Genomic DNA, 18697 nt, shown 5'->3' on the forward strand with positions numbered 1-18697 from the left:
AAGAGTCGTGCGTGCGTAAGGGGGCGGATGAGATGTCGGGGGAAGGTGTGACAGCAAGTAGGTCACGGACCCGGGCGGCGACGACGGCCGGCCTGAAGGTCGAGCGCGTCTGGACCACCGAGGGGGTGCACCCGTACGACGAGGTGACCTGGGAGCGCCGGGACGTCGTCATGACGAACTGGCGGGACGGCTCGATCAACTTCGAGCAGCGGGGCGTCGAGTTCCCGGACTCGTGGAGCGTCAACGCGGCCAACATCGTCACCACGAAGTACTTCCGGGGCGCCGTCGGCACCCCGGAGCGGGAGTGGTCGCTCAAGCAGCTCATCGACCGGGTGGTGAAGACGTACCGGGCGGCGGGGGAGCAGCACGGCTACTTCGCCAGCCCGGCCGACGCCGAGGTCTTCGAGCACGAGCTGGCCTGGATGCTGCTGCACCAGGTGTTCAGCTTCAACTCCCCGGTCTGGTTCAACGTCGGCACCGCCTCGCCGCAGCAGGTGAGCGCGTGCTTCATCCTCGCCGTCGACGACTCGATGGACTCGATCCTCGACTGGTACAAGGAGGAGGGGCTGATCTTCAAGGGCGGCTCCGGCTCCGGGGTCAACCTCTCCCGGATCCGCTCCTCCAAGGAGCTGCTCTCCAGCGGCGGCACCGCCTCCGGCCCGGTCAGCTTCATGCGGGGCGCCGACGCCAGCGCCGGCACCATCAAGTCCGGCGGGGCCACCCGGCGGGCGGCGAAGATGGTCATCCTGGACGTCGACCACCCCGACGTCGAGGAGTTCGTCCTCACCAAGGCGCGCGAGGAGCACAAGATCCGCGCACTGCGGGACGCCGGCTTCGACATGGACCTCGGCGGCTCCGACATCGTCAGCGTGCAGTACCAGAACGCCAACAACTCGGTCCGGGTCTCCGACGAGTTCATGCGGGCGGTGCAGGACGGCGGCAGCTTCGACCTGCGCGGCCGGCTGGACGGCGCGGTGATCGAGACCATCGACGCCAAGGGGCTGTTCCGGACCATCTCCCAGGCCGCCTGGGAGTGCGCCGACCCCGGCCTGCAGTACGACGACACGATCAACGACTGGCACACCTGCCCGGAGACCGGGCGGATCACCGCCTCCAACCCGTGCTCGGAGTACCTGCACCTGGACAACTCCTCGTGCAACCTGGCCTCGCTCAACCTGATGAAGTTCCTCCGCGCCGACGGCGGCTTCGAGGTGGCCAGGTTCGTCAGGTCGGTCGAGCTGGTCATCACCGCGATGGACATCTCGATCTGCTTCGCCGACTTCCCGACCGAGAAGATCGGCGAGACCACCCGGGCGTACCGGCAGCTCGGCATCGGCTACGCCAACCTCGGCGCGCTGCTGATGGCGACCGGCCACCCGTACGACTCGGAGAGCGGCCGGTCGGTGGCCGCCGCGATCACCTCGCTGATGACCGGCACCGCCTACCGCCGTTCCGCCGAACTGGCCGGGGTGGTCGGCGCCTACGAGGGCTACTCCCGCAACGCCGAGCCGCACAAGCGGGTGATGCGCAAGCACGCCGCCGCGAACGACGCGATCAAGCCGACCGGCGCGGTCGCCGGCGAGATCGTCCGCGAGGCCACCAAGCAGTGGACCCAGGGCAACAAGATCGGTGACAAGTCCGGCTGGCGCAACGCCCAGGCGTCGGTGCTCGCCCCGACCGGCACCATCGGGCTGATGATGGACTGTGACACCACCGGGGTCGAGCCGGACCTCGCGCTGGTGAAGTTCAAGAAGCTGGTCGGCGGCGGTTCGATGCAGATCGTCAACCAGACCGTGCCGCGCGCCCTGCGCAGCCTCGGCTACCCCGAGGAGCAGGTCGAGGCGATCGTCGAGCACATCTCCGAGCACGGTCACGTCGTCGACGCGCCCGGGTTGAAGCCGGAGCACTACGCCGTCTTCGACTGCGCGATGGGCCAGCGCTCGATCGCCCCGATGGGGCACGTCCGGATGATGGCCGCCGTGCAGCCGTTCATCTCCGGCGCGATCTCCAAGACGGTCAACATGCCGGAGTCGGCGACCGTCGAGGAGGTCGAGGAGATCTACTTCGAGGGCTGGAAGCTCGGCCTCAAGGCCCTGGCGATCTACCGGGACAACTGCAAGGTCGGCCAGCCGCTCTCCGCCGCCAAGAACGAGAAGGAGAAGGCGGTCGAGCCGGCTGCGGTCGAGAAGACGGCGGAGAAGGCGGTCGAGAAGGTCGTCGAGTACCGGCCGGTGCGCAAGCGGCTGCCGAAGAAGCGTCCTTCCGAGACGGTCTCGTTCTCGGTCGGCGGGGCCGAGGGCTACCTCACCGCCTCGTCGTACCCGGACGACGGCCTCGGCGAGGTCTTCCTCAAGATGTCGAAGCAGGGCTCGACGCTGGCCGGGGTGATGGACGCCTTCTCGGTGGCCATCTCGATCGGTCTGCAATATGGAGTGCCGCTGGAGACGTACGTCAGCAAGTTCACCAACATGCGGTTCGAGCCGGCCGGGATGACCGACGACCCGGACATCCGGATGGCGGCCTCGGTGATGGACTACATCTTCCGCCGGCTGGCGCTGGACTTCCTGCCCTACGAGCGCCGGGCCGAGCTGGGCATCTTCACCGCCAAGGAGCGGGCCGCGCAGCTGCGGGCCGAGGCCGAGGCGGAGAGCGCGGTGGATCTCGCCGCGATGGCCGCGTCGGCGCCGGTGGAGACGGCGAAGCCGGAGCCGGCGGCGGAGCAGCAGGTCGAGGTGGCGGCGGAACGGCCGGCGCCGAAGGTCGGCTCCTCCACCGAGCTGCTGGAGGCGGTGCTCGGCACGGCGGCGGACGCCCCGCTCTGCTTCACCTGCGGCACCAAGATGCGCCCCGCCGGCAGTTGCTACGTCTGCGAGGGCTGCGGTTCCACCTCCGGGTGCAGCTGAACCCGGCTGACCTCGGCTGACCGAAGCGACCGCCCGACCCCGCCGGGGGTCGGGCGGTCGCGGCGTCCGGAAGTGGGGTGGTCGGGGACACCCCGGAGGTAGCGGCGCTGCGTGGAGCCGGTGGACGGCTCCGCTGGGATCATCGGCAGATGACGATCGCCGCCCGCTACGTCGAGTTCGGTACCCGGGAGACCCGGGGCGTGTCGCCCGCCTACGAGCGGCTCGCCCTCGCCGTCTCCCGCGACGACGAGCTGCTGGCCCTGATCGGTACGCTGCCGCCGGCCAAGCAGCAGCCGAACCTGCTCTTCGGGGTCGTACGCCTGCTCGGCGGTCCGGTCGAGGACCCGGCCGCGTTCCACGACTATGCGGTGGCGAACTGGCCGACGATCGCGGCGCAGGTGCGTACCCGGGCCACCCAGACCAACGAGGCCGGTCGGTGCGCCCTGCTGCTGCCGGTGCTCACCGCCCTGCCGCAGCCGCTCGCGCTGCTGGAGGTCGGCGCCTCCGCCGGGCTCTGCCTCTATCCGGACCGCTACGCCTACCGCTACGGCGACCACCTGCTCGGCACCGGCGAGCCGGTGCTGGACTGCGCGGTCACCGGGGTGGCGCCGCCGACCCGGCTGCCCGAGGTGGTGTGGCGGGCCGGCCTGGACCTGAACCCGCTGGACGTGACCGATCCCGCCGACCTGGCCTGGCTGGACGCCACCATCTGGCCGGAGCACGCGCACCGGCGGGCCCGGCTGCGGACGGCGGCGGCCGTCGCCGCCGCCGAGCCGCCGCTGCTGCGCCGCGGCGACCTGGTGGACGACCTTGCCGCGCTGGCCGCGCAGGCGCCGTCCGGGGCGACCCTGGTGGTCTTCCACACCTCCGTGCTCTACCAGGTGCCGGCGCCGCGCCGGCAGATCTTCGCCGATCTGGTACGCGGCCTGCCCGGCCACTGGATCGCGAACGAGGCTCCGGAGGTACTGCCCTACGACGGGTTGCCGGAGCAGCCGAGCGAGGCGTTCCACAACGTCCTCGCGCTGGACGGCCGGCCGCTCGCCTGGACCCGGGGGCACGGACAGTCGATGGTCTGGTTCGGATAGCGGCTGCCCCGGTGCCGGGCCCGGCCGGCCTTGCCGACCGGTGACCGGGCCGGTCGGCGGGTTGTCGTAGGGTCGGCGGGATGGACGGTACGGAGGAACGGGCCGGCGGGCGGCGCCTGCCGTTGGCGCCCCGACCGCTGGACCAGCCGCATCCGTCCCGCCTTCCGCCGACGCACCCGGACCGGGAGCGGATTCTCGCCGCCCACGCCGCCGCGCTCGCGGCCGGTGAGGCGGGCTATCCCGACCCGGGCACCGGGCTCTTCGTGCTCACCGCCGGCTTCCTGGCCCGGCGTGGCACCTGCTGTGGGCGTGGCTGCCGGCACTGCCCGTACCTGGACGACCCGGTAGCGCCGGCCGACTGAGCCCGGCCGTTCCGCTCGGCGGTGACCGTGCGGGGACCGTGCGGGGGCCGCGGGGTTCGCCGTGCGGGCCGGACCGAACCGGGCTGTTTCGCTCGCCGGGGGCGCGGGGTTTCGCCGCGCGGGCCGAACCCGTACGGTGTCCGACGGATTCCCCGGCGCTCGGGCCGGACGGGTGGGAGGTGCGAGATGCGCGGACGACTCTGCCTGATTGGCGCCGGTTTGCTGCTGCTTGCCGGCTGTGCCGAGGAGGCGGCGCCGCAGTCGGCCGGGCCGGCGCCGAAGGTGGTCCGGCTGCCGGCGTCGGCTGCCGGCGGTGCCTGTCAGCTCCTGGAGTATCCGGCGGTCGAGCAGGCCATCGGCGCCCGGTTCGAGGTCGCGGCGGCGAGCCGGCACGGCAAGACCGACACCTGCGTGCTGCGCGGCGAGGCCGAGGCCCGGCCCGAACTCGCGCTCTCGGTGACCCCGACCACGGCCGACGCGTCGATCTTCGCCGACGAGGTGGTGCCGAGCGGCGGCAAGAGCGTCAAGGGGCTGGGCAAGGCCGCCTATCGGGCCACCACGGCCCCGGCGAAGAGCACCGGCAGCACGGTCGAGGTGGGCTGGCTCACCGGGAACGGCCGGCTGGTCAGCCTCCGCTTCACCTTCCCCACCGGAGAGGACCGGGCCGAGGCCGACGCCCTGGCGCCCAAGCTGATCAACCTGGCGAAGAAGATCGACACCAGCAGTCTCTGACCAGCCTCTGACCGTCGCCGGACCGGGGCCGGCGGTGAACCGGCCCCGTCGGTCCGGGCGCGGTGGTGCCGACTCGGTGCCGGGCGGGGTGTGGCGGCCCTGCGGTGGCGGTCGGTGTGCGGCGACCGGTCGGTGTGCGGCGACCGGTCGGTGTGCGGCGACCGGTCGGTGTGCGGCGACCGGTCAGTGTGCGGCGACGAAGACCCGGGAGGCGACCTCGCGGGGGAGCCGCACCTTGTCGCCGGAGCGGTCGATGGTGACCCCGTCCCGCTCCTGCGCGACGGTGACCATCGCGCCCGGGTCGACGCCGGCCGCGTGCAACTGGCGCAGCACGTCGCCGTCCTTCTGGACGCTCTCGCAGATCCGTCGGACCACCACCGGGCCGCTCAGGCCGGGGAAGGCGAGGTTTCGCTCACCCTCGGTGACCGTTTCGACCAGGACGTCCGGATTGGGGCTGAACGCCTCCAGCCCCGGGATCGGGTTGCCGTACGGCGACCGGGTGGGGCGGTCGAGCAGCTCGTAGACCTTCTTCTCCACCGAGTCGCTCATCACGTGCTCCCAGCGGCAGGCCTCGTCGTGGGCCTCCTCGTAGGGCATCCCGATCACGTTGACGAGCAGCAGCTCGGCCAGCCGGTGCTTACGCATCACCGAGATCGCCTGGGTGCGGCCGAGCGCGGTGAGCTGGAGGTGGCGGTCGTCCTCGACGGTCAGCAGGCCGTCGCGCTCCATCCGGGCAACGGTCTGGCTGACGGTCGGACCACTCTGGCGCAGCCGCTCGGCGATCCGGGCACGCAGCGGCGGCACCCCCTCCTCTTCCAGTTCGAGGATGGTGCGCAGGTACATCTCGGTGGTGTCGACTAGGTCGTTCACGTCAGTGGTCCTCCCGGTCACGATGGTACCTCGGGGTACCGATATTCAGTGCCGCCGAGCCGGGCGGTTCCGTTCCGGATGGTGTTGACTGGACGCCGTGTCCGTACCGGATGACCTCCTCGTCGACGTGACCCGGCTCGCCGCCGAACTGGCGTCCGCCGAGCCACCGGTCGTACTCGATGTCCGCTGGCGGCTCGTCGGGCCGCCGGGCCGCCGGGACTACCTGGCCGGGCACCTGCCGGGCGCGGTCTTCGTCGACCTGGACACCGAGCTGTCCGGGCCGCCCGGCGTGCACGGCCGGCATCCGCTGCCCGACCCGGCGGCGTTGCAGCGGGTGCTCCGCACGGCCGGCGTCCGCACCGGAGGCCCGGTGGTGGTCTACGACGGCGGCGACGGGATGGCGGCGGCCCGCGCCTGGTGGACGCTGCGCTGGGCGGGACATGCGCAGGTCCGGGTGCTCGACGGCGGCTTCCCGGCCTGGGCCGGGGCCGGGCTGCCGGTGACCACCGAGCCGCCGGCGCTGACGCCGGGAGACATGACCGTACGCCCGGGCGGGATGCCGGTGCTCGACGCCGGCTCGGCCGCCGAGATGGCGGCGCACGGGGTGCTGGTCGACGTCCGGGCGGCGGTGCGCTACCGGGGCGAGACCGAGCCCGTCGACCCGGTGGCCGGGCACATTCCCGGCGCGGTGAACGTGCCGGCCACCGAGTACGTCGGGACGGACGGCCGGTTTCCGGCCGCCGAGGCGCTGCGCGCCCGGTTCGCCGAGGCGGGCGTCCGGCCCGGGACGCGGGTCGGCGCGTACTGCGGCTCCGGAGTGACCGCCGCGCAGGCGGTGCTCGCCCTGCACCGGGCCGGACACCCCGGGGCAGCCCTCTACGTCGGGTCGTGGAGCCACTGGATCACCGACCCGGAACGGCCGGTCGCGCTCGGCCCCGACCCGGGCGACCCCGCACCGGCCGCCGACTGAACCCGCAACCCGTCGCGGCGGCCGACCGGGCCGGCAACCCGTCGCGGCGGGCGACCGAGCCGGCGTACCGGCGCGGTGGCGGCGCGCGGCGCTCCGGGTAGGCGGTCGCGGTCGGCCGCCGTTCCCCGTGCGACGATGAACACCATGTCGGACGACACGGTGGTGGTCTGGGACGAGAGTCTGCTGACGTACGACCTGGGTGACCATCCGCTCGACCCGGTACGGGTGGAACTGACCGTGGCCCTGGCTCGGGAACTCGGCGTGCTGGACCGCCCCGGCGTACGCCTGGTGGCCCCCACCCCGGCCGACGACGCGGCACTGGCCCGGGTGCACCGGCCGGACTACCTCGACGCGGTCCGGGCGGCGCCGAGCGACCCGCTCTTCTCCGGGTACGGCCTCGGCACCCCGGACAATCCGATCTTCGACGGGATGCACGAGTCGAGCGCCCTGGTGGCCGGGGCGAGCCTGGCGGCGGCCGAGGCGGTCTGGCGGGGCGAGGCCCGGCGCGCCGTCAACGTGGCCGGTGGCCTGCACCACGCGATGCCGAGTCGGGCGGCCGGGTTCTGCGTCTACAACGACCCGGCGGTGGCGATCGCCCGGCTGCTCGACCTCGGCGCCGAGCGGGTGGCCTACGTGGACGTCGACGTGCACCACGGCGACGGGGTGCAGGAGGTCTTCTACGGCGATCCCCGGGTGCTGACGGTCAGCCTGCACGAGACGCCGTTGGCACTCTTTCCGGGTACGGGGTTCTCCGACGAGATCGGCGGTCCGGGGGCCGAGGGGAGCGCGGTCAACCTGCCGCTGCCGCCCGGGACCGGCGACGCGGGTTGGTTGCGTGGTTTTCACGCCACCGTTCCGGCGCTGCTGCGCGCGTTCCGGCCGCAGATCCTGGTCACCCAGTGCGGTGCCGACAGTCACCGGCTCGATCCGCTGGCCGACCTGCGGCTGAGCGTGGACGGGCAGCGGGCGAGCTATCTGGCGCTGCGGGCGCTCGCCGACGAACTCTGTGAGGGGCGTTGGGTGGCCACCGGCGGCGGCGGTTACGCGCTGGTCGAGGTGGTGCCCCGGGCCTGGACGCACCTGCTCGCGGTCGCCACCGGCGAACCGGTCGACCCGGCCGCGCTGACCCCGCCGGCCTGGCGGGAACTGGCCAAGGCCCGCCGTCCGGAGCGGGAGGTGCCGCTGCGGATGACCGACGAGGCGGACGGCTCGTACGAGCCGTGGCAGCCGACCGGCGAGCCGGACGCGGTGGACCGGGCGATCATGGCGACCCGCAAGGCGGTCTTTCCACTGCACGGCCTCGACCCGCAGGATCCGTCGCTCTGAGCCGTGGCTCGGTTCGGCGGCGGCTCGCCGCGCGGGCCGGCCGCCGTGTTCGTCGCCGCCCGGGGTGTCTCAAAATCGTCTCGGATTAGTATCGGAACCTGTCTCGTTATCGCTCGGGTTGGGCCGGGTCGGCGACCCGGAGGTGCCGGTAGAGGGTGGCCCGGGAGACGCCGAGGCTGGCGGCGATCTGGTCCACGGTGTGCAGCCCGGCGCCGTGCATCGCCCGGGCCGTGCGCACCTGTTCGGCACTGAGCCCGGGCGGTCGCCCCGCCCGGCGCCGACGGCTCGGCCGAACCCGCTCCGGACCGGACTGCCGTTCTCCGCCGCGTTCTGCGGCCATTCCCCCGCCCGGTTCTGCGGCCATTCCCCCGCCCGGTTCTGCGGACCGTTCTCCGCCCGGTTCTGCGGCCCGTTCTCCGATCCGGTCCGTGCCGGCTCGCGGCGCCGGCTCGCTGAGCAGTCGGACCGCGCCGTCGAGTAGCGCCGCCCGCAACTCGTCGTCCGGTACGTCGGCGTAGAAGACGATCGGGTCGCCGAGCATCCCGGTGGCCTGGATGGCGCGGATCCGCTCCAGCCGGGTCGCGCCCGGGCCGGCCACCAGGTCGTACGCCCTGGTGGCGAGCCGCATGATCCGGGCGTACGTGCTGCCCCGGGCGAGCAGCGTCATGTCGTGGTAGAGCGTCCCCAGTGGACGCCGGTGCCGCAGCAGGGTGTCGAGCCAGCCCTCCAGCGCCGCCCAGCGGGCCGCCGGCCAGGGCAGCTGGGCCGCCCGCTCCAGCGCCGCCTCCAGGTCGGAGACGAGCGGCTCGGCCAGCGCCACCAGCAGGTGTTCCTTGCTGGGGAAGTGGTAGAGGATGCCCGCCTTGGTCAGCCCCAGCCGGTCGGCGATCTGCCGCAGCGAGGTGCGCTGGTAGCCCTGCGCGCCGAACAGGTCCAGGGCGGTACGCAGGATCCGGCTCCGGGTGTCGAGAGCGGGAGGTCGATCCATCCGCCCAGGGTACCGACCCCTGACCGACGATCAGGAATTTGTGACCGTCGTCCTACCATCGGTCAGTACACTGGCATCGAGACACTGTCACGATCCGGCTCGACACGTCGTCCTGGTTCCCGGACGGTTCCCGGACGACGCGGAATCGGCAACTGGCAAGCGGAATCGGCAACTAGCAAGGGAGCGTCATGACCGCGATCTCGGTGGCCGGCCTGGTGAAGACCTTCGGGGCCACCCGCGCGCTGGACGAACTGGACCTGACCGTCCGGTCCGGCGAGGTGCACGGGTTCCTCGGACCGAACGGGGCGGGCAAGTCCACCACCATCCGGATCCTGCTCGGCCTGCTCCGCAAGGACGCGGGCGAGGTGGGCGTACTCGGCGGCGATCCCTGGCGGGACGCCGTGTCGCTGCACCGCCGGCTGGCGTACGTGCCCGGCGACGTGAACCTCTGGCCCAACCTCTCCGGCGGGGAGGCGATCGACCTCTTCGGCGCGCTGCGCGGCGGGCTGGACCGGGCCCGCCGGGACGAGTTGTTGCAACGCTTCGACCTCGACCCGACCAAGAAGTGCCGCACCTACTCCAAGGGCAACCGGCAGAAGGTGGCGATCGTCGCCGCGTTCGCCTCCGACGTGGAGTTGCTGGTGCTCGACGAGCCGACCTCCGGGCTGGACCCGCTGATGGAGGCGGTCTTCCGGGAGTACGTCACCGCGCTGCGCGACGCGGGCAAGACCGTGCTGCTCTCCAGCCACGTGATGTCCGAGGTGGAGGCGCTCTGCGACCGGGTCAGCATCATCCGGGCCGGCCGTACCGTCGAGTCCGGCACCCTGGCCGAGCTGCGCCACCTGACCCGGACCCCGATGACGGTCGAGACGGAGCGCCCGGTGGAGGGGCTCGCCGACCTGGCCGGGGTGCACGCGGTCACCGTCTCCGGCTCCACCACCCGGTTCGAGGTCGAGTCCGGCACCCTCGACCCGGTGCTGGCCCACCTCGCCCGGTCCGGGGTACGGGCCCTGACCAGTACGCCGCCGACCCTGGAGGAGCTGTTCATGCGGCACTACGGCGACGGTTCCGAGACCGGCGCCGCCGAGCGTCCTGTGCCGGCGGGTGCCCGGTGACCGCGCTGACCGGCACCGCCCGGCTGACCCGGCTCGCGGTGCGCCGGGACCGGGTGAAGCTCCTGGTCTGGGTGCTGGCCGTGCCGGGGGTCGCCGCCGCGGTCGCGCAGAGCGTCGCCGGCATCTACGGCACCGAGTCCGACCGGATCGGCTACGCCACCACCAGCGCCGCCAGTGTGGTCGCCCGGGCGTTCAACGGCCCGGTCTCCGGGCCGAGCCTCGGGTCGGTGGTGACCGCCGAGGCGTACACGATGCTGGCCCTGCTCGCCGCGTTGCTCAGCACCTTCGCGGTGGTCCGGCACACCCGGCAGAACGAGGAGACCGGCCGGGCGGAGCTGCTCGGCTCGGCGGTGGTCGGCCGGCACGCCCCGCTCACCGCGGCCCTGCTCACCACGCTCGCCGCCAACGTGCTCAGCGGGGTACTGCTGGCCCTGGTCCTGGTGGCCGGGGACCTGCCGGTGGCCGGTTCGTTCGCGCTCGGCGCGGCGATCGCCGGGATCGGGGTCTCGTTCGCGGCGGTCGCCGCGGTGACCGCCCAGATCTCCGGTACGGCGCGCGGGGCGAACGGCATGGCCGCGGCCGTCGTCGGCGTCGCCTTCCTGCTCCGGGCCGCCGGAGACGCCTGGGGGACCGTCTCCGCCGACGGGATGCGGGTGGTCAGCGCCTGGCCGTCCTGGCTCTCCCCGCTCGGCTGGGCCAGCCAGGTCCAGGCGTTCGACCGCAACCGCTGGCCGGTACTCGCCCTGACGGTCGGCTTCGCGCTGCTCGCCGTCGGTACGGCGTTCCTGCTGACCGCCCACCGCGACCTTGGCGCCGGGCTGCTGGCCGTCCGCCGTGGCCCGGCGGTGGCGGCCCGGAGTCTGCTCAGCCCCGCCGGCCTGTCCTGGAGGTTGCAGCGGGGTGTGGTGCTGGGCTGGGCCGTCGGCATCGTGGTGATGGGGATGTCGATGGGTTCGGTCGGCGAGGAGGTCGACAGCTTCGTCGGCGAGAACGAGGCGGCCACCGAGCTGATCGCCCAGCTCGGCGGCACCGAGAAGCTGATCGACGCCTTCCTCGGCACCATGATGGCGATGTTCGCGCTCGCGGTGGCCGGCTTCGTGGTCCAGGCGGTGCTGCGGCTGCGGACCGAGGAGGCGGCCGGCACCCTGGAGGGGATACTCGCCACCGCCGTCAGCCGGCCCCGCTGGCTGCTCAGCCACCTGCTCTGGGCCGCCCTCGGCGCGGTCGTCCTGCTGGCGCTGGCCGGCGCGAGCACCGGGCTGGGCTACGGCCTGGTCAGCGGCGACGTACCCGGCGAGGTGGCCCGGCTCACCGTCGCCGGACTGGTCCAGGCGCCGGCGGCGCTGGTCCTCGCCGGCCTGGTGGTGGTGCTGTTCGGGCTGCTGCCCCGGCTGTCGGTGGCGCTGTCCTGGACGGCCTTCCTGCTCTGCGTCCTGCTGGGACAGCTCGGCGCGCTGCTGGAGCTGCCACAGCCGGTGCTGAACCTGTCGCCCTTCACCCACCTGCCGGCGGTGCCGGCCGCCGACCCGAGCGCCACCCCCCTGGTGGTGCTGCTCGCCGTCGCGGTGGCGCTGACCGGGCTCGGCCTGGCCACGTTCCGCCGTCGGGACCTGGCGATCGGCTGAACCGGACGGACCCGAACCCGGGAGCACGGACACAGCACGGAGCCCCCGCCACCGGGGCAGGTGGCGGGGGCTCCGGAGGGTACGGCTCAGCTCGCGTACGCCTCCAGGCGGTCGGCCCGGGACGGGTGGCGCAGCTTCAGCAGGGTGACCTTCTCGATCTGGCGGATCCGCTCCCGGGAGAGGCCGAACTCCCGGCCCACCTCGTCGAGGGTGCGCTGCCGCCCGTCGTCCAGGCCGAAGCGCAGCCGGATCACGGCCTGCTCGCGGTGCGAGAGGGTGGCGAGGACGATCTCCACCTCGTTGCGGAGCTGACCCGCCGAGACGGCGTCACCGGGCTCCTCGCGGGGGTCGACGGCGGCGACGAAGTCACCGAGGGCGCTCTCACCGTCCTCGCCGACGGCCTGGTCGAGGCTGACCGGCTCCCGGTCGTACGAGATGAGTTCGATGACCTGGAACTCCGGTACGCCCAGCGCGGCGGCGACCTCGGCGACGGTGGGCTCCCGGCCGAGCTGGGTGGCCAGGTCCCGGCGGGTCCGGACCATCCGGTTGACCTGCTCGACCATGTGCACCGGGATGCGGATGGTGCGGGCCTGGTCGGCCATGGCCCGGGTGATGGCCTGCCGGATCCACCAGGTGGCGTAGGTGGAGAACTTGTAGCCCTTGGTGTAGTCGAACTTCTCGACGGCCCGGATCAGGCCGAGGTTGCCCTCCTGGATCAGGTCCAGGAACGCCATGCCCCGCCCCGTGTACCGCTTCGCGATGCTGACCACCAGCCGCAGGTTCGCCTCCAGCAGGTGGTTCTTCGCGGCCCGCCCCTGGACAGCGATGATCTCCAGGTCGGCTCGCAGCTCCGCCGACAACGCCCCCCGCGTGTCGGCGCTCAGCTTCTCCTCGGCGTAGAGCCCCGCCTCGATCCGCCGGGCCAGCTCCACCTCCTGGACGGCGGTGAGCAGCTTGGTCCGGCCGATGCCGTTGAGGTAGGCCCGGACCAGGTCGGCCGAGGCACCCCGCTCGTCGGTGGCGTCGAGGTCGACCATGACCTGCCCGCCGTCCCCGGTCGGCTCGGTGTGGACCCCGGCCGCGCTGGCCGGGTGAGTGTGGCTCTCGTTCAGGACCATCATCTGTCGCCTCCCCGCTTCGACAATGTGGCGCGTACCAGCGGACAACCGCGCTGGTGACACATAGCTTGGCCGGTAGGGCGTGAAGCCGAGGTGAGGAGAACGTCGGGTTGGCATGAAACCGGGAGACCGCCGGGGGCTGGTTCGTCCCGGTTTCTCGACCTTGATCCCATTGATCGTCGTCCTCCGGTACCGGACCGCTCCGGCCCGTTGCCCGGGCGGTACTTGCCAGTGACGGTTACCGTGCGAGACGGGACAGAGATCGACGACGGATGGAGGACGTGGTGGTCTTCAAGCGGTTGATGCAGGCGATGGGTGTGGGCGGTCCGTCGGTCGAGACGGTGCTGACCAACCCGAACTGCCGGCCAGGCGGTTATCTGGAGGGCCAGGTCCACGTCGCGGGCGGCGACCATCCGGTGGACGTCGAGTACGTCGCGCTCGGCCTGGTGACCCGGGTCGAGGTGGAGAGTGGTGACAGTGAGTACAACACCACCCAGGAGTTCCAGCGGCAGCGGGTGACCGGCCCGTTCCGGCTGGAGAGCGGGCAGCGCCACGACATCCCGTTCCGCTTCGAGGTGCCGTGGGAGACGCCGCTGACCGAGATCGGCGGTCGCCACCTGCACGGGATGACCATGGGGCTGCGTACCGAGCTGGAGGTGGCCCGCGCGGTGGACAAGGGTGACCTCGACCCGGTCGCGGTGCATCCGCTGCCGGCGCAGGAGCGGGTCATCGACGCCCTGGTCCAGCTCGGCTTCCGGTTCAGCCGGGCGGACGTCGAGCGCGGCCACATCTACGGCGTACGCCAGAGCCTGCCGTTCTACCAGGAGATCGAGTTCTACCCCGGTCCGCAGTACGCCCGGGCGATCAACCAGCTCGAACTGACCTTCGTGGCCACGCCGCAGCACTTGCAGATCGTGCTGGAGATCGACAAGCGGGGCGGTCTCTTCACCGAGGGCCGGGACGCGTTCGGCCGGTTCACCGTCGACTACGCCTCCGTCGACCGGACGGACTGGGTCCGGCAGCTCGACGGCTGGCTGCGCCAGTCGATGCAGAAGCGCGGCCTCTTCTTCTGAGCCCCGCCCTGCGGCGGTCCGCCCGACGGGCGGCGCGGGTCGGCGCTACAGCTCCAGCAGCACCGTGTGCGGGCCGACGTTGACGCTCTCGACCAGCATGTGCGCCCGGAAGCGGCCGGTGGAGACCTTGGCCCCCCGCAGCCGCAGCGCCTCGACGAACGCGGTGACCAGCGGTTCGGCCACCTCGGCCGGGGCCGCCGCGCCCCAACTGGGCCGGCGGCCCTTGCGGGCGTCGCCGTAGAGGGTGAACTGGCTGACCACCAGCAGCGGCGCCCCGACGTCGGCGGCCGACCGCTCGTCGGCCAGGATCCGCAGCTCGTGCACCTTCCGGGCCATCGTCTCGGCGGTGGCCCGGGTGTCGGCGTGGGTCACCCCGAGCAGCACCAGCAGCCCGTCGGAGATCGCCCCGACCACCTCGCCGTCCACCGTCACACTGGCCCGGCTGACCGTCTGCACCACCGCACGCACGACGGTCAGTCTGCCACGGGCGCCAGGACGCCGCGTTCCACCAGGTGCGCGATGATCGGCGCGGCCGCCTCGGCAAGGTCCGTCGCGGGTACGTCGTGCGCCAGCGCCAGCACCGCGAGCTGCTCGCGCAGCGGCACCTGGCCGTTGGCCCCGCCGACCAGGGCCAGCACCAGCGGGTCCACCTCCTCGGTCCAGCGCAGCCCGTGCGACTGGACGAGCACCTGCCGGTCCACCACCCAGCCGTCGTCGCCCATCGACGCCTCCTGGCGCAGCTTCAGACCGTCGACCGCCCGGAACCTGGTGGTCAGCAGCGCCTCGTCGTCCCGGCCGCGCAGCCAGTCCTGCCGGTCGAACCAGGCCGCGACCTGCTCGCCCATCGGCGGCTGTACCGCCTGCCGCAGGTCCTCGACCCGTACCACCGGATCGGGGTGGCCACCCCGGCGCAGGTTCACCACGCCGAAGCCGATCGCCTCGACCTTCTGCGCGTCGAACCAGTCGAGCCAGGCGGCCACCCGGTGCGGGTCGGCCGCCTCGCCGGCGTCGGAGAGCCACAGGTCGACGTAGTTCATCGGGTCGGCGACCTCGCGCTGGATCACCCAGGCGTCCAGGCCGGTACCGGCGAACCAGCCGGCCACCCGCTCACCCCAGTCCTCGCCGGCCACGTGCAGCCAGTTGGCCAGGTACTGCATGGTGCCGCCCTCGGTGAGCAGGCCCGGCGCGGCGGCGGCCAGTTCGGCGGCGATCCCGTCACCGACCCGGCCCGAGTCGCGGTAGCTGTGCGTGGTGGTGCCCGGGCCGACCACGAACGGCGGGTTGCTCACCACCAGGTCGAAGCGGCGACCGGCCACCGGGCCGACCAGGTCGCCCCTGAGCAGCTCCCAGCGGTGTCCGTTCAGCGCGGCGGTGGTCGCGGCGAACCGCAGCGACCGCTCGGAGACGTCGGTGGCGGTCACCGAGCGGGCGTGCTCGGCCAGGTGCAGGGCCTGCACGCCGCTTCCGGTGCCGAGGTCGAGGGCGCTGCCGACCGGGCGCCGGATGGTCGCCCCGACCAGCGTGGTGGTCGCGCCGCCGATCCCGAGTACGTGGTCGGCGGCGAGCGGCTGGCCGGGCCGGGCGCTGGCCGGTACGTCGGAGAGGACCCACCAGGTGTCCCCGTACGGCTCCAGGTCGACGCCCTGGCGGAGCCCGTCGCCGACCCGTTCGAGCAGCCCTCCGGCGAGCGCCTCGGCGAGCGGCAGCGGGGCGAGGGCCGCCCGTACGGCCGCCTCCGGCTCGGTCTGGGCGCAGACGAAGAGCCGGATCAGGGTGGCGAGCGGGTCGCGGTCCTCGGTGGCGCGCAGTGCCGCCCGGTAGTCGTTGCGGGCCAGTCCGCTCGTCGCGGCCGGGCCGAGCCGGTCGGCGATGCCGCTCGAGGTGTAGCCCGCGCTGGTCAGTGCCGTCCGGAGCTGGTCGACCCCAGCCGGGGACAGCAGCATCTCGTTCCCGTCCACGGCGTCCATCCTGCCCGCCGCCCCGACCGGGCCGACCCGCACCCCCGCAGTTGGCGGCCCGGAACCACCCGTCGGGTGTAACGCGTCGGCACGGCGCCGGTCAGTCGGTCGGTCCGATCGGCGTTTGACCAGCTCGCGGCCCCTGTGCCGGCGCGGTCGGCGGCTGATGCCCGTGCTGTTCGCCGCTGTCGCGCTCGCCGTTCTGCCGACCGTGCTGGTCGGTCGCGTTCTGCCGGCCGTGCTGTTCGGCCCCGTTCTGCCGGCCGTGCTGGTCGGTGGCGGGCAAGGGCGGCGGCCCGGCCCCGGGGAGCGGTTGCCCCGGTCCGGGGAGCGGCTGCCCCGACCCGGCGCCCGGGTGGGCGGGTACGGCGAACGGGTGTCCGGGAATGGCGGCCGGGTGGGCGGGTGCGGGGAACGGGTGTCCGGGGACGGCGGCCGGGTAGCCGGGCGGCGGGGCCGGTCGCTCGGGCGAGACGGTCGGCAGCCGGCGGCGGCGGGCCAGCCGGAGCACCGCGACGGCGTAGCCGGCGTTCACCAGCAGGCTGACCACGAACATCTCCCAGGGAGCGTCGGCGGCGGTCTCGTCGATGCCGAGCTGCCCCAGCGCCGCCGCGCCGACGAACGAGACCAGGTTGTTCACCACGTGCAGCGCGATCGCGGCCTCCAGGCCGCCGGTACGGACGGTCAACCAGCCGAGTACGCCACCCATGACCATCAGGTCGGCGAATCCCCACCCGGTGCCCCAGCCGTGGGCGAACGCGAAGAGCACGGCCTGGAGGGCGATCGCCGGCCACGGCGTCCGGAGGAGCACCCCGACGAGCTGTAACAGCCAGCCCCGGAAGACGTACTCCTCGGCCGCGGCCTGGAACGGCACCAGCAGGAGCAGCAGGACCAGTGCGCCGAGGAAGCCCGCCCAGCCCGGCCAGCCGGTGCCGACCGCCTCGTCGCCGTCGGCGCTGCCGGTCAGGGCGAGCAGGCCGAAGCTGCCACCGAGCAGGAGCAGCACCGCCGGTACGGCGACCAGCGCGCACCAGCCAAGCCAGCGCCAACGCAGCCGGCCGAGTACCGAGGAGACCGTACCGGCCGGACGGGCCTGCACCCAGCGCGCCGCGAGCAGGACGAACGGCAGCGCGGCGGCGATGGCGGCCAGCAAGAGTACGAGATCACCCAGCGCGCCCAGCGCCGGCAGGCCGTCCGGGCCGGTCGGACGCCCGGTGACGGCGGCGATCGCGGTGCCGATGCCGACCAGCAGGCAGAGCAGCACGAAGGTGCCGCCGAGGATCAGCAGGGTCCCGAGCAGCGGGCGCCACCAGCGGTGCCGGTCGGTACGGGCCAGCCGGTGGTAGGCGGTGCCCGGCGCGGGTGCGGTCGTCATGTGCCAAGGGTGCCCGGTCGGTGCCAGTGAGACATCGGCGGGACTGCCCGACCCGGTGCGGACCCGGGATGGTCGACCCGGCACGACGGGCCGGACCGGCCGAAAACAACCGACGGGCCGGAAAAGCCGTTCTCGACGGGATGCGCCGCCGGATGGGGCGGTGGCATCCCGTCGAGAGCGTCACGGTTCGCCGCGCGGGGGCGGGCCGGGCGACGTGCTCGCGGTGCGCGGGCCGACGGGCTCAGCGCGTCAGAACGTCACGTCCGAGCAGCCGTAGAAGGTCTCGGTGCTGTCGGAGCGGGTCCACACCGAGTAGATGATGTGGTGGCCGCTCTTGCCGGACGGCAGTCGACCGGTCCAGTAGTAGTGGCCGTCGTTGCTGCCCACGTTGCCCCGCTGCGGCGGGTTGGTGACCGAGGAGAACGGCGTCGACTCCAGGTCGCTCCAGGCCAGCGCGCGGGTGGGGCTCCAACCGTTGCGGGTGACGTACAGGTCGAACCGGCCGGGGTGCGCGGCCCAGTTGCTGTACCGGAACTCGATGCTCGCGCCCGAGCTGACCTGGGCCTTCGGGAAGTCGTTCCGAGCCAGGTCCCAACCCCGGAAGGTGGAGTTGCCGCCGCTGCACAGCTGGCCGTCCGGGATGAAGCCCCGGGTCCGGCCGGCGCCGTCCGAGCGGAGCACGCTGAACCAGTTGTAGAGCGGGGAGACGCCGCTGATGTTGGCCGCGGCGACACAGCCCGGGTTCTTGTTCACGATGTTGCCCTGCGGGGTCAGGCCGTCCCGGTAGCAGGCGTACGTCCGGCTCGCCGGAATCATCAGCGCGCCGTGTGCGTTGGCCGGGGTCGGCGAGATCACCGTCAGGAGGCCGGCGGTCAGTACGGCGGAGACACCGACGACCGTCAGTCTGCGCATGAGCTTCACGAGTTGATCCCTTCTGTTCGACCCGCTGCCCAGGGGTGTGGCGGGCGGCGCGGTCGGGTGTTGTCCGGCGGGGCGTGCGGGCGTGGTGGTGGCGTCCGTCGCCCGGTCACCGGCTACTGGCACATCAGGCCCGGATCCCACACACGCAGCACGGTTGCCCCCGTACTGCGGCGATATGAACCATTGCAGCATGGATGGCCGGCTCAATCAATAGGTGTCTATCGATATGTCCCCGACGGAATGGTCCCGCATGTCCACCGACCCGACCGCTGTCGG

Annotated in this window: 15 protein-coding genes and 1 pseudogene; 9 read left to right on the plus strand and 7 right to left on the minus strand. The window is 73.0% G+C overall.

Annotation, left to right across the window (positions count from 1 at the left end; all coding sequences use genetic code 11):
* The first annotated feature begins 32 nt into the window (after positions 1-32).
* The 4 genes from C6W10_RS14965 (at position 33) to C6W10_RS14980 (ending at position 5082) form a co-directional block, all read left to right on the plus strand.
* On the plus strand, positions 33-2903 hold the full coding sequence (locus C6W10_RS14965; protein ID WP_107258609.1) for a vitamin B12-dependent ribonucleotide reductase: 2871 nt from the start codon (positions 33-35) through the stop codon (positions 2901-2903).
* A 149-nt stretch (positions 2904-3052) separates the two neighbouring features.
* A complete protein-coding gene (locus C6W10_RS14970; protein ID WP_107258610.1) occupies positions 3053-3988 on the plus strand; it encodes a DUF2332 domain-containing protein in 936 nt (311 codons plus the stop codon).
* An 80-nt stretch (positions 3989-4068) separates the two neighbouring features.
* Entirely contained in the window at positions 4069-4350 is a 282-nt protein-coding gene (locus C6W10_RS14975; RefSeq protein WP_107258611.1) for a DUF5522 domain-containing protein, read from the plus strand.
* 186 nt (positions 4351-4536) lie between these two features.
* Positions 4537-5082, plus strand: a complete 546-nt coding sequence (locus C6W10_RS14980) for a hypothetical protein (RefSeq protein ID WP_159079336.1) — start codon at positions 4537-4539, stop codon at positions 5080-5082.
* A 183-nt stretch (positions 5083-5265) separates the two neighbouring features.
* Here C6W10_RS14980 and C6W10_RS14985 read toward each other — a convergent pair whose 3' ends face one another.
* Positions 5266-5952 (minus strand): metal-dependent transcriptional regulator, encoded by a 687-nt coding sequence (locus C6W10_RS14985; RefSeq protein ID WP_107258613.1) that lies wholly within the window; start codon positions 5950-5952, stop codon positions 5266-5268.
* Between the two features lie 97 nt (positions 5953-6049).
* On the opposite strand from C6W10_RS14985, the gene C6W10_RS14990 reads away from it, so the two are divergent.
* Positions 6050-6922, plus strand: a complete 873-nt coding sequence (locus C6W10_RS14990; RefSeq protein ID WP_107258614.1) for a sulfurtransferase — start codon at positions 6050-6052, stop codon at positions 6920-6922.
* A 144-nt stretch (positions 6923-7066) separates the two neighbouring features.
* Positions 7067-8248: an acetoin utilization protein AcuC gene (locus C6W10_RS14995; RefSeq protein ID WP_107263954.1), complete on the plus strand. Its 1182-nt coding sequence runs from the start codon at positions 7067-7069 to the stop codon at positions 8246-8248.
* A 106-nt stretch (positions 8249-8354) separates the two neighbouring features.
* Here C6W10_RS14995 and C6W10_RS15000 read toward each other — a convergent pair whose 3' ends face one another.
* Positions 8355-9236 (minus strand): TetR family transcriptional regulator, encoded by an 882-nt coding sequence (locus tag C6W10_RS15000; protein ID WP_107258615.1) that lies wholly within the window; start codon positions 9234-9236, stop codon positions 8355-8357.
* A gap of 188 nt (positions 9237-9424) precedes the next feature.
* On the opposite strand from C6W10_RS15000, the gene C6W10_RS15005 reads away from it, so the two are divergent.
* The gene (locus tag C6W10_RS15005) at positions 9425-10351 is read left to right on the plus strand and encodes an ABC transporter ATP-binding protein (RefSeq protein ID WP_107258616.1); all 927 of its coding nucleotides are present in this window, start codon (positions 9425-9427) and stop codon (positions 10349-10351) included.
* Positions 10348-11976, plus strand: a complete 1629-nt coding sequence (locus C6W10_RS15010; RefSeq protein ID WP_107258617.1) for an ABC transporter permease — start codon at positions 10348-10350, stop codon at positions 11974-11976. The genes C6W10_RS15005 and C6W10_RS15010 overlap by 4 nt, the downstream gene beginning before the upstream one ends.
* A gap of 86 nt (positions 11977-12062) precedes the next feature.
* On the opposite strand, the gene sigB is transcribed toward C6W10_RS15010, so the two are convergent.
* Positions 12063-13013, minus strand: coding sequence for an RNA polymerase sigma factor SigB (sigB, locus tag C6W10_RS15015; protein ID WP_107263955.1), 951 nt, complete (start codon positions 13011-13013; stop codon positions 12063-12065).
* A 365-nt stretch (positions 13014-13378) separates the two neighbouring features.
* On the opposite strand from sigB, the gene C6W10_RS15020 reads away from it, so the two are divergent.
* A complete protein-coding gene (locus C6W10_RS15020) occupies positions 13379-14167 on the plus strand; it encodes a sporulation protein (RefSeq protein ID WP_107263956.1) in 789 nt (262 codons plus the stop codon).
* 45 nt (positions 14168-14212) lie between these two features.
* Here C6W10_RS15020 and dtd read toward each other — a convergent pair whose 3' ends face one another.
* The 4 genes and pseudogenes from dtd to C6W10_RS15040 all read right to left on the minus strand — a co-directional run.
* Positions 14213-14635: a D-aminoacyl-tRNA deacylase gene (gene dtd / locus C6W10_RS15025; RefSeq protein WP_107258618.1), complete on the minus strand. Its 423-nt coding sequence runs from the start codon at positions 14633-14635 to the stop codon at positions 14213-14215.
* A gap of 5 nt (positions 14636-14640) precedes the next feature.
* Positions 14641-16125, minus strand: coding sequence for a methyltransferase (locus C6W10_RS15030; RefSeq protein ID WP_199853934.1), 1485 nt, complete (start codon positions 16123-16125; stop codon positions 14641-14643).
* Between the two features lie 100 nt (positions 16126-16225).
* Complete coding sequence (locus tag C6W10_RS15035) at positions 16226-17500, minus strand: CPBP family intramembrane glutamic endopeptidase (RefSeq protein ID WP_107258619.1); 1275 nt, start codon at positions 17498-17500, stop codon at positions 16226-16228.
* Positions 17501-17752: 252 nt separating this feature from the next.
* A pseudogene (locus C6W10_RS15040) lies at positions 17753-18412 on the minus strand (lytic polysaccharide monooxygenase); the annotation flags it as partial.
* Positions 18413-18697: the final 285 nt, after the last annotated feature.

It is taken from the genome of Plantactinospora sp. BB1 (assembly GCF_003030385.1).
Lineage (GTDB): Bacteria > Actinomycetota > Actinomycetes > Mycobacteriales > Micromonosporaceae > Plantactinospora.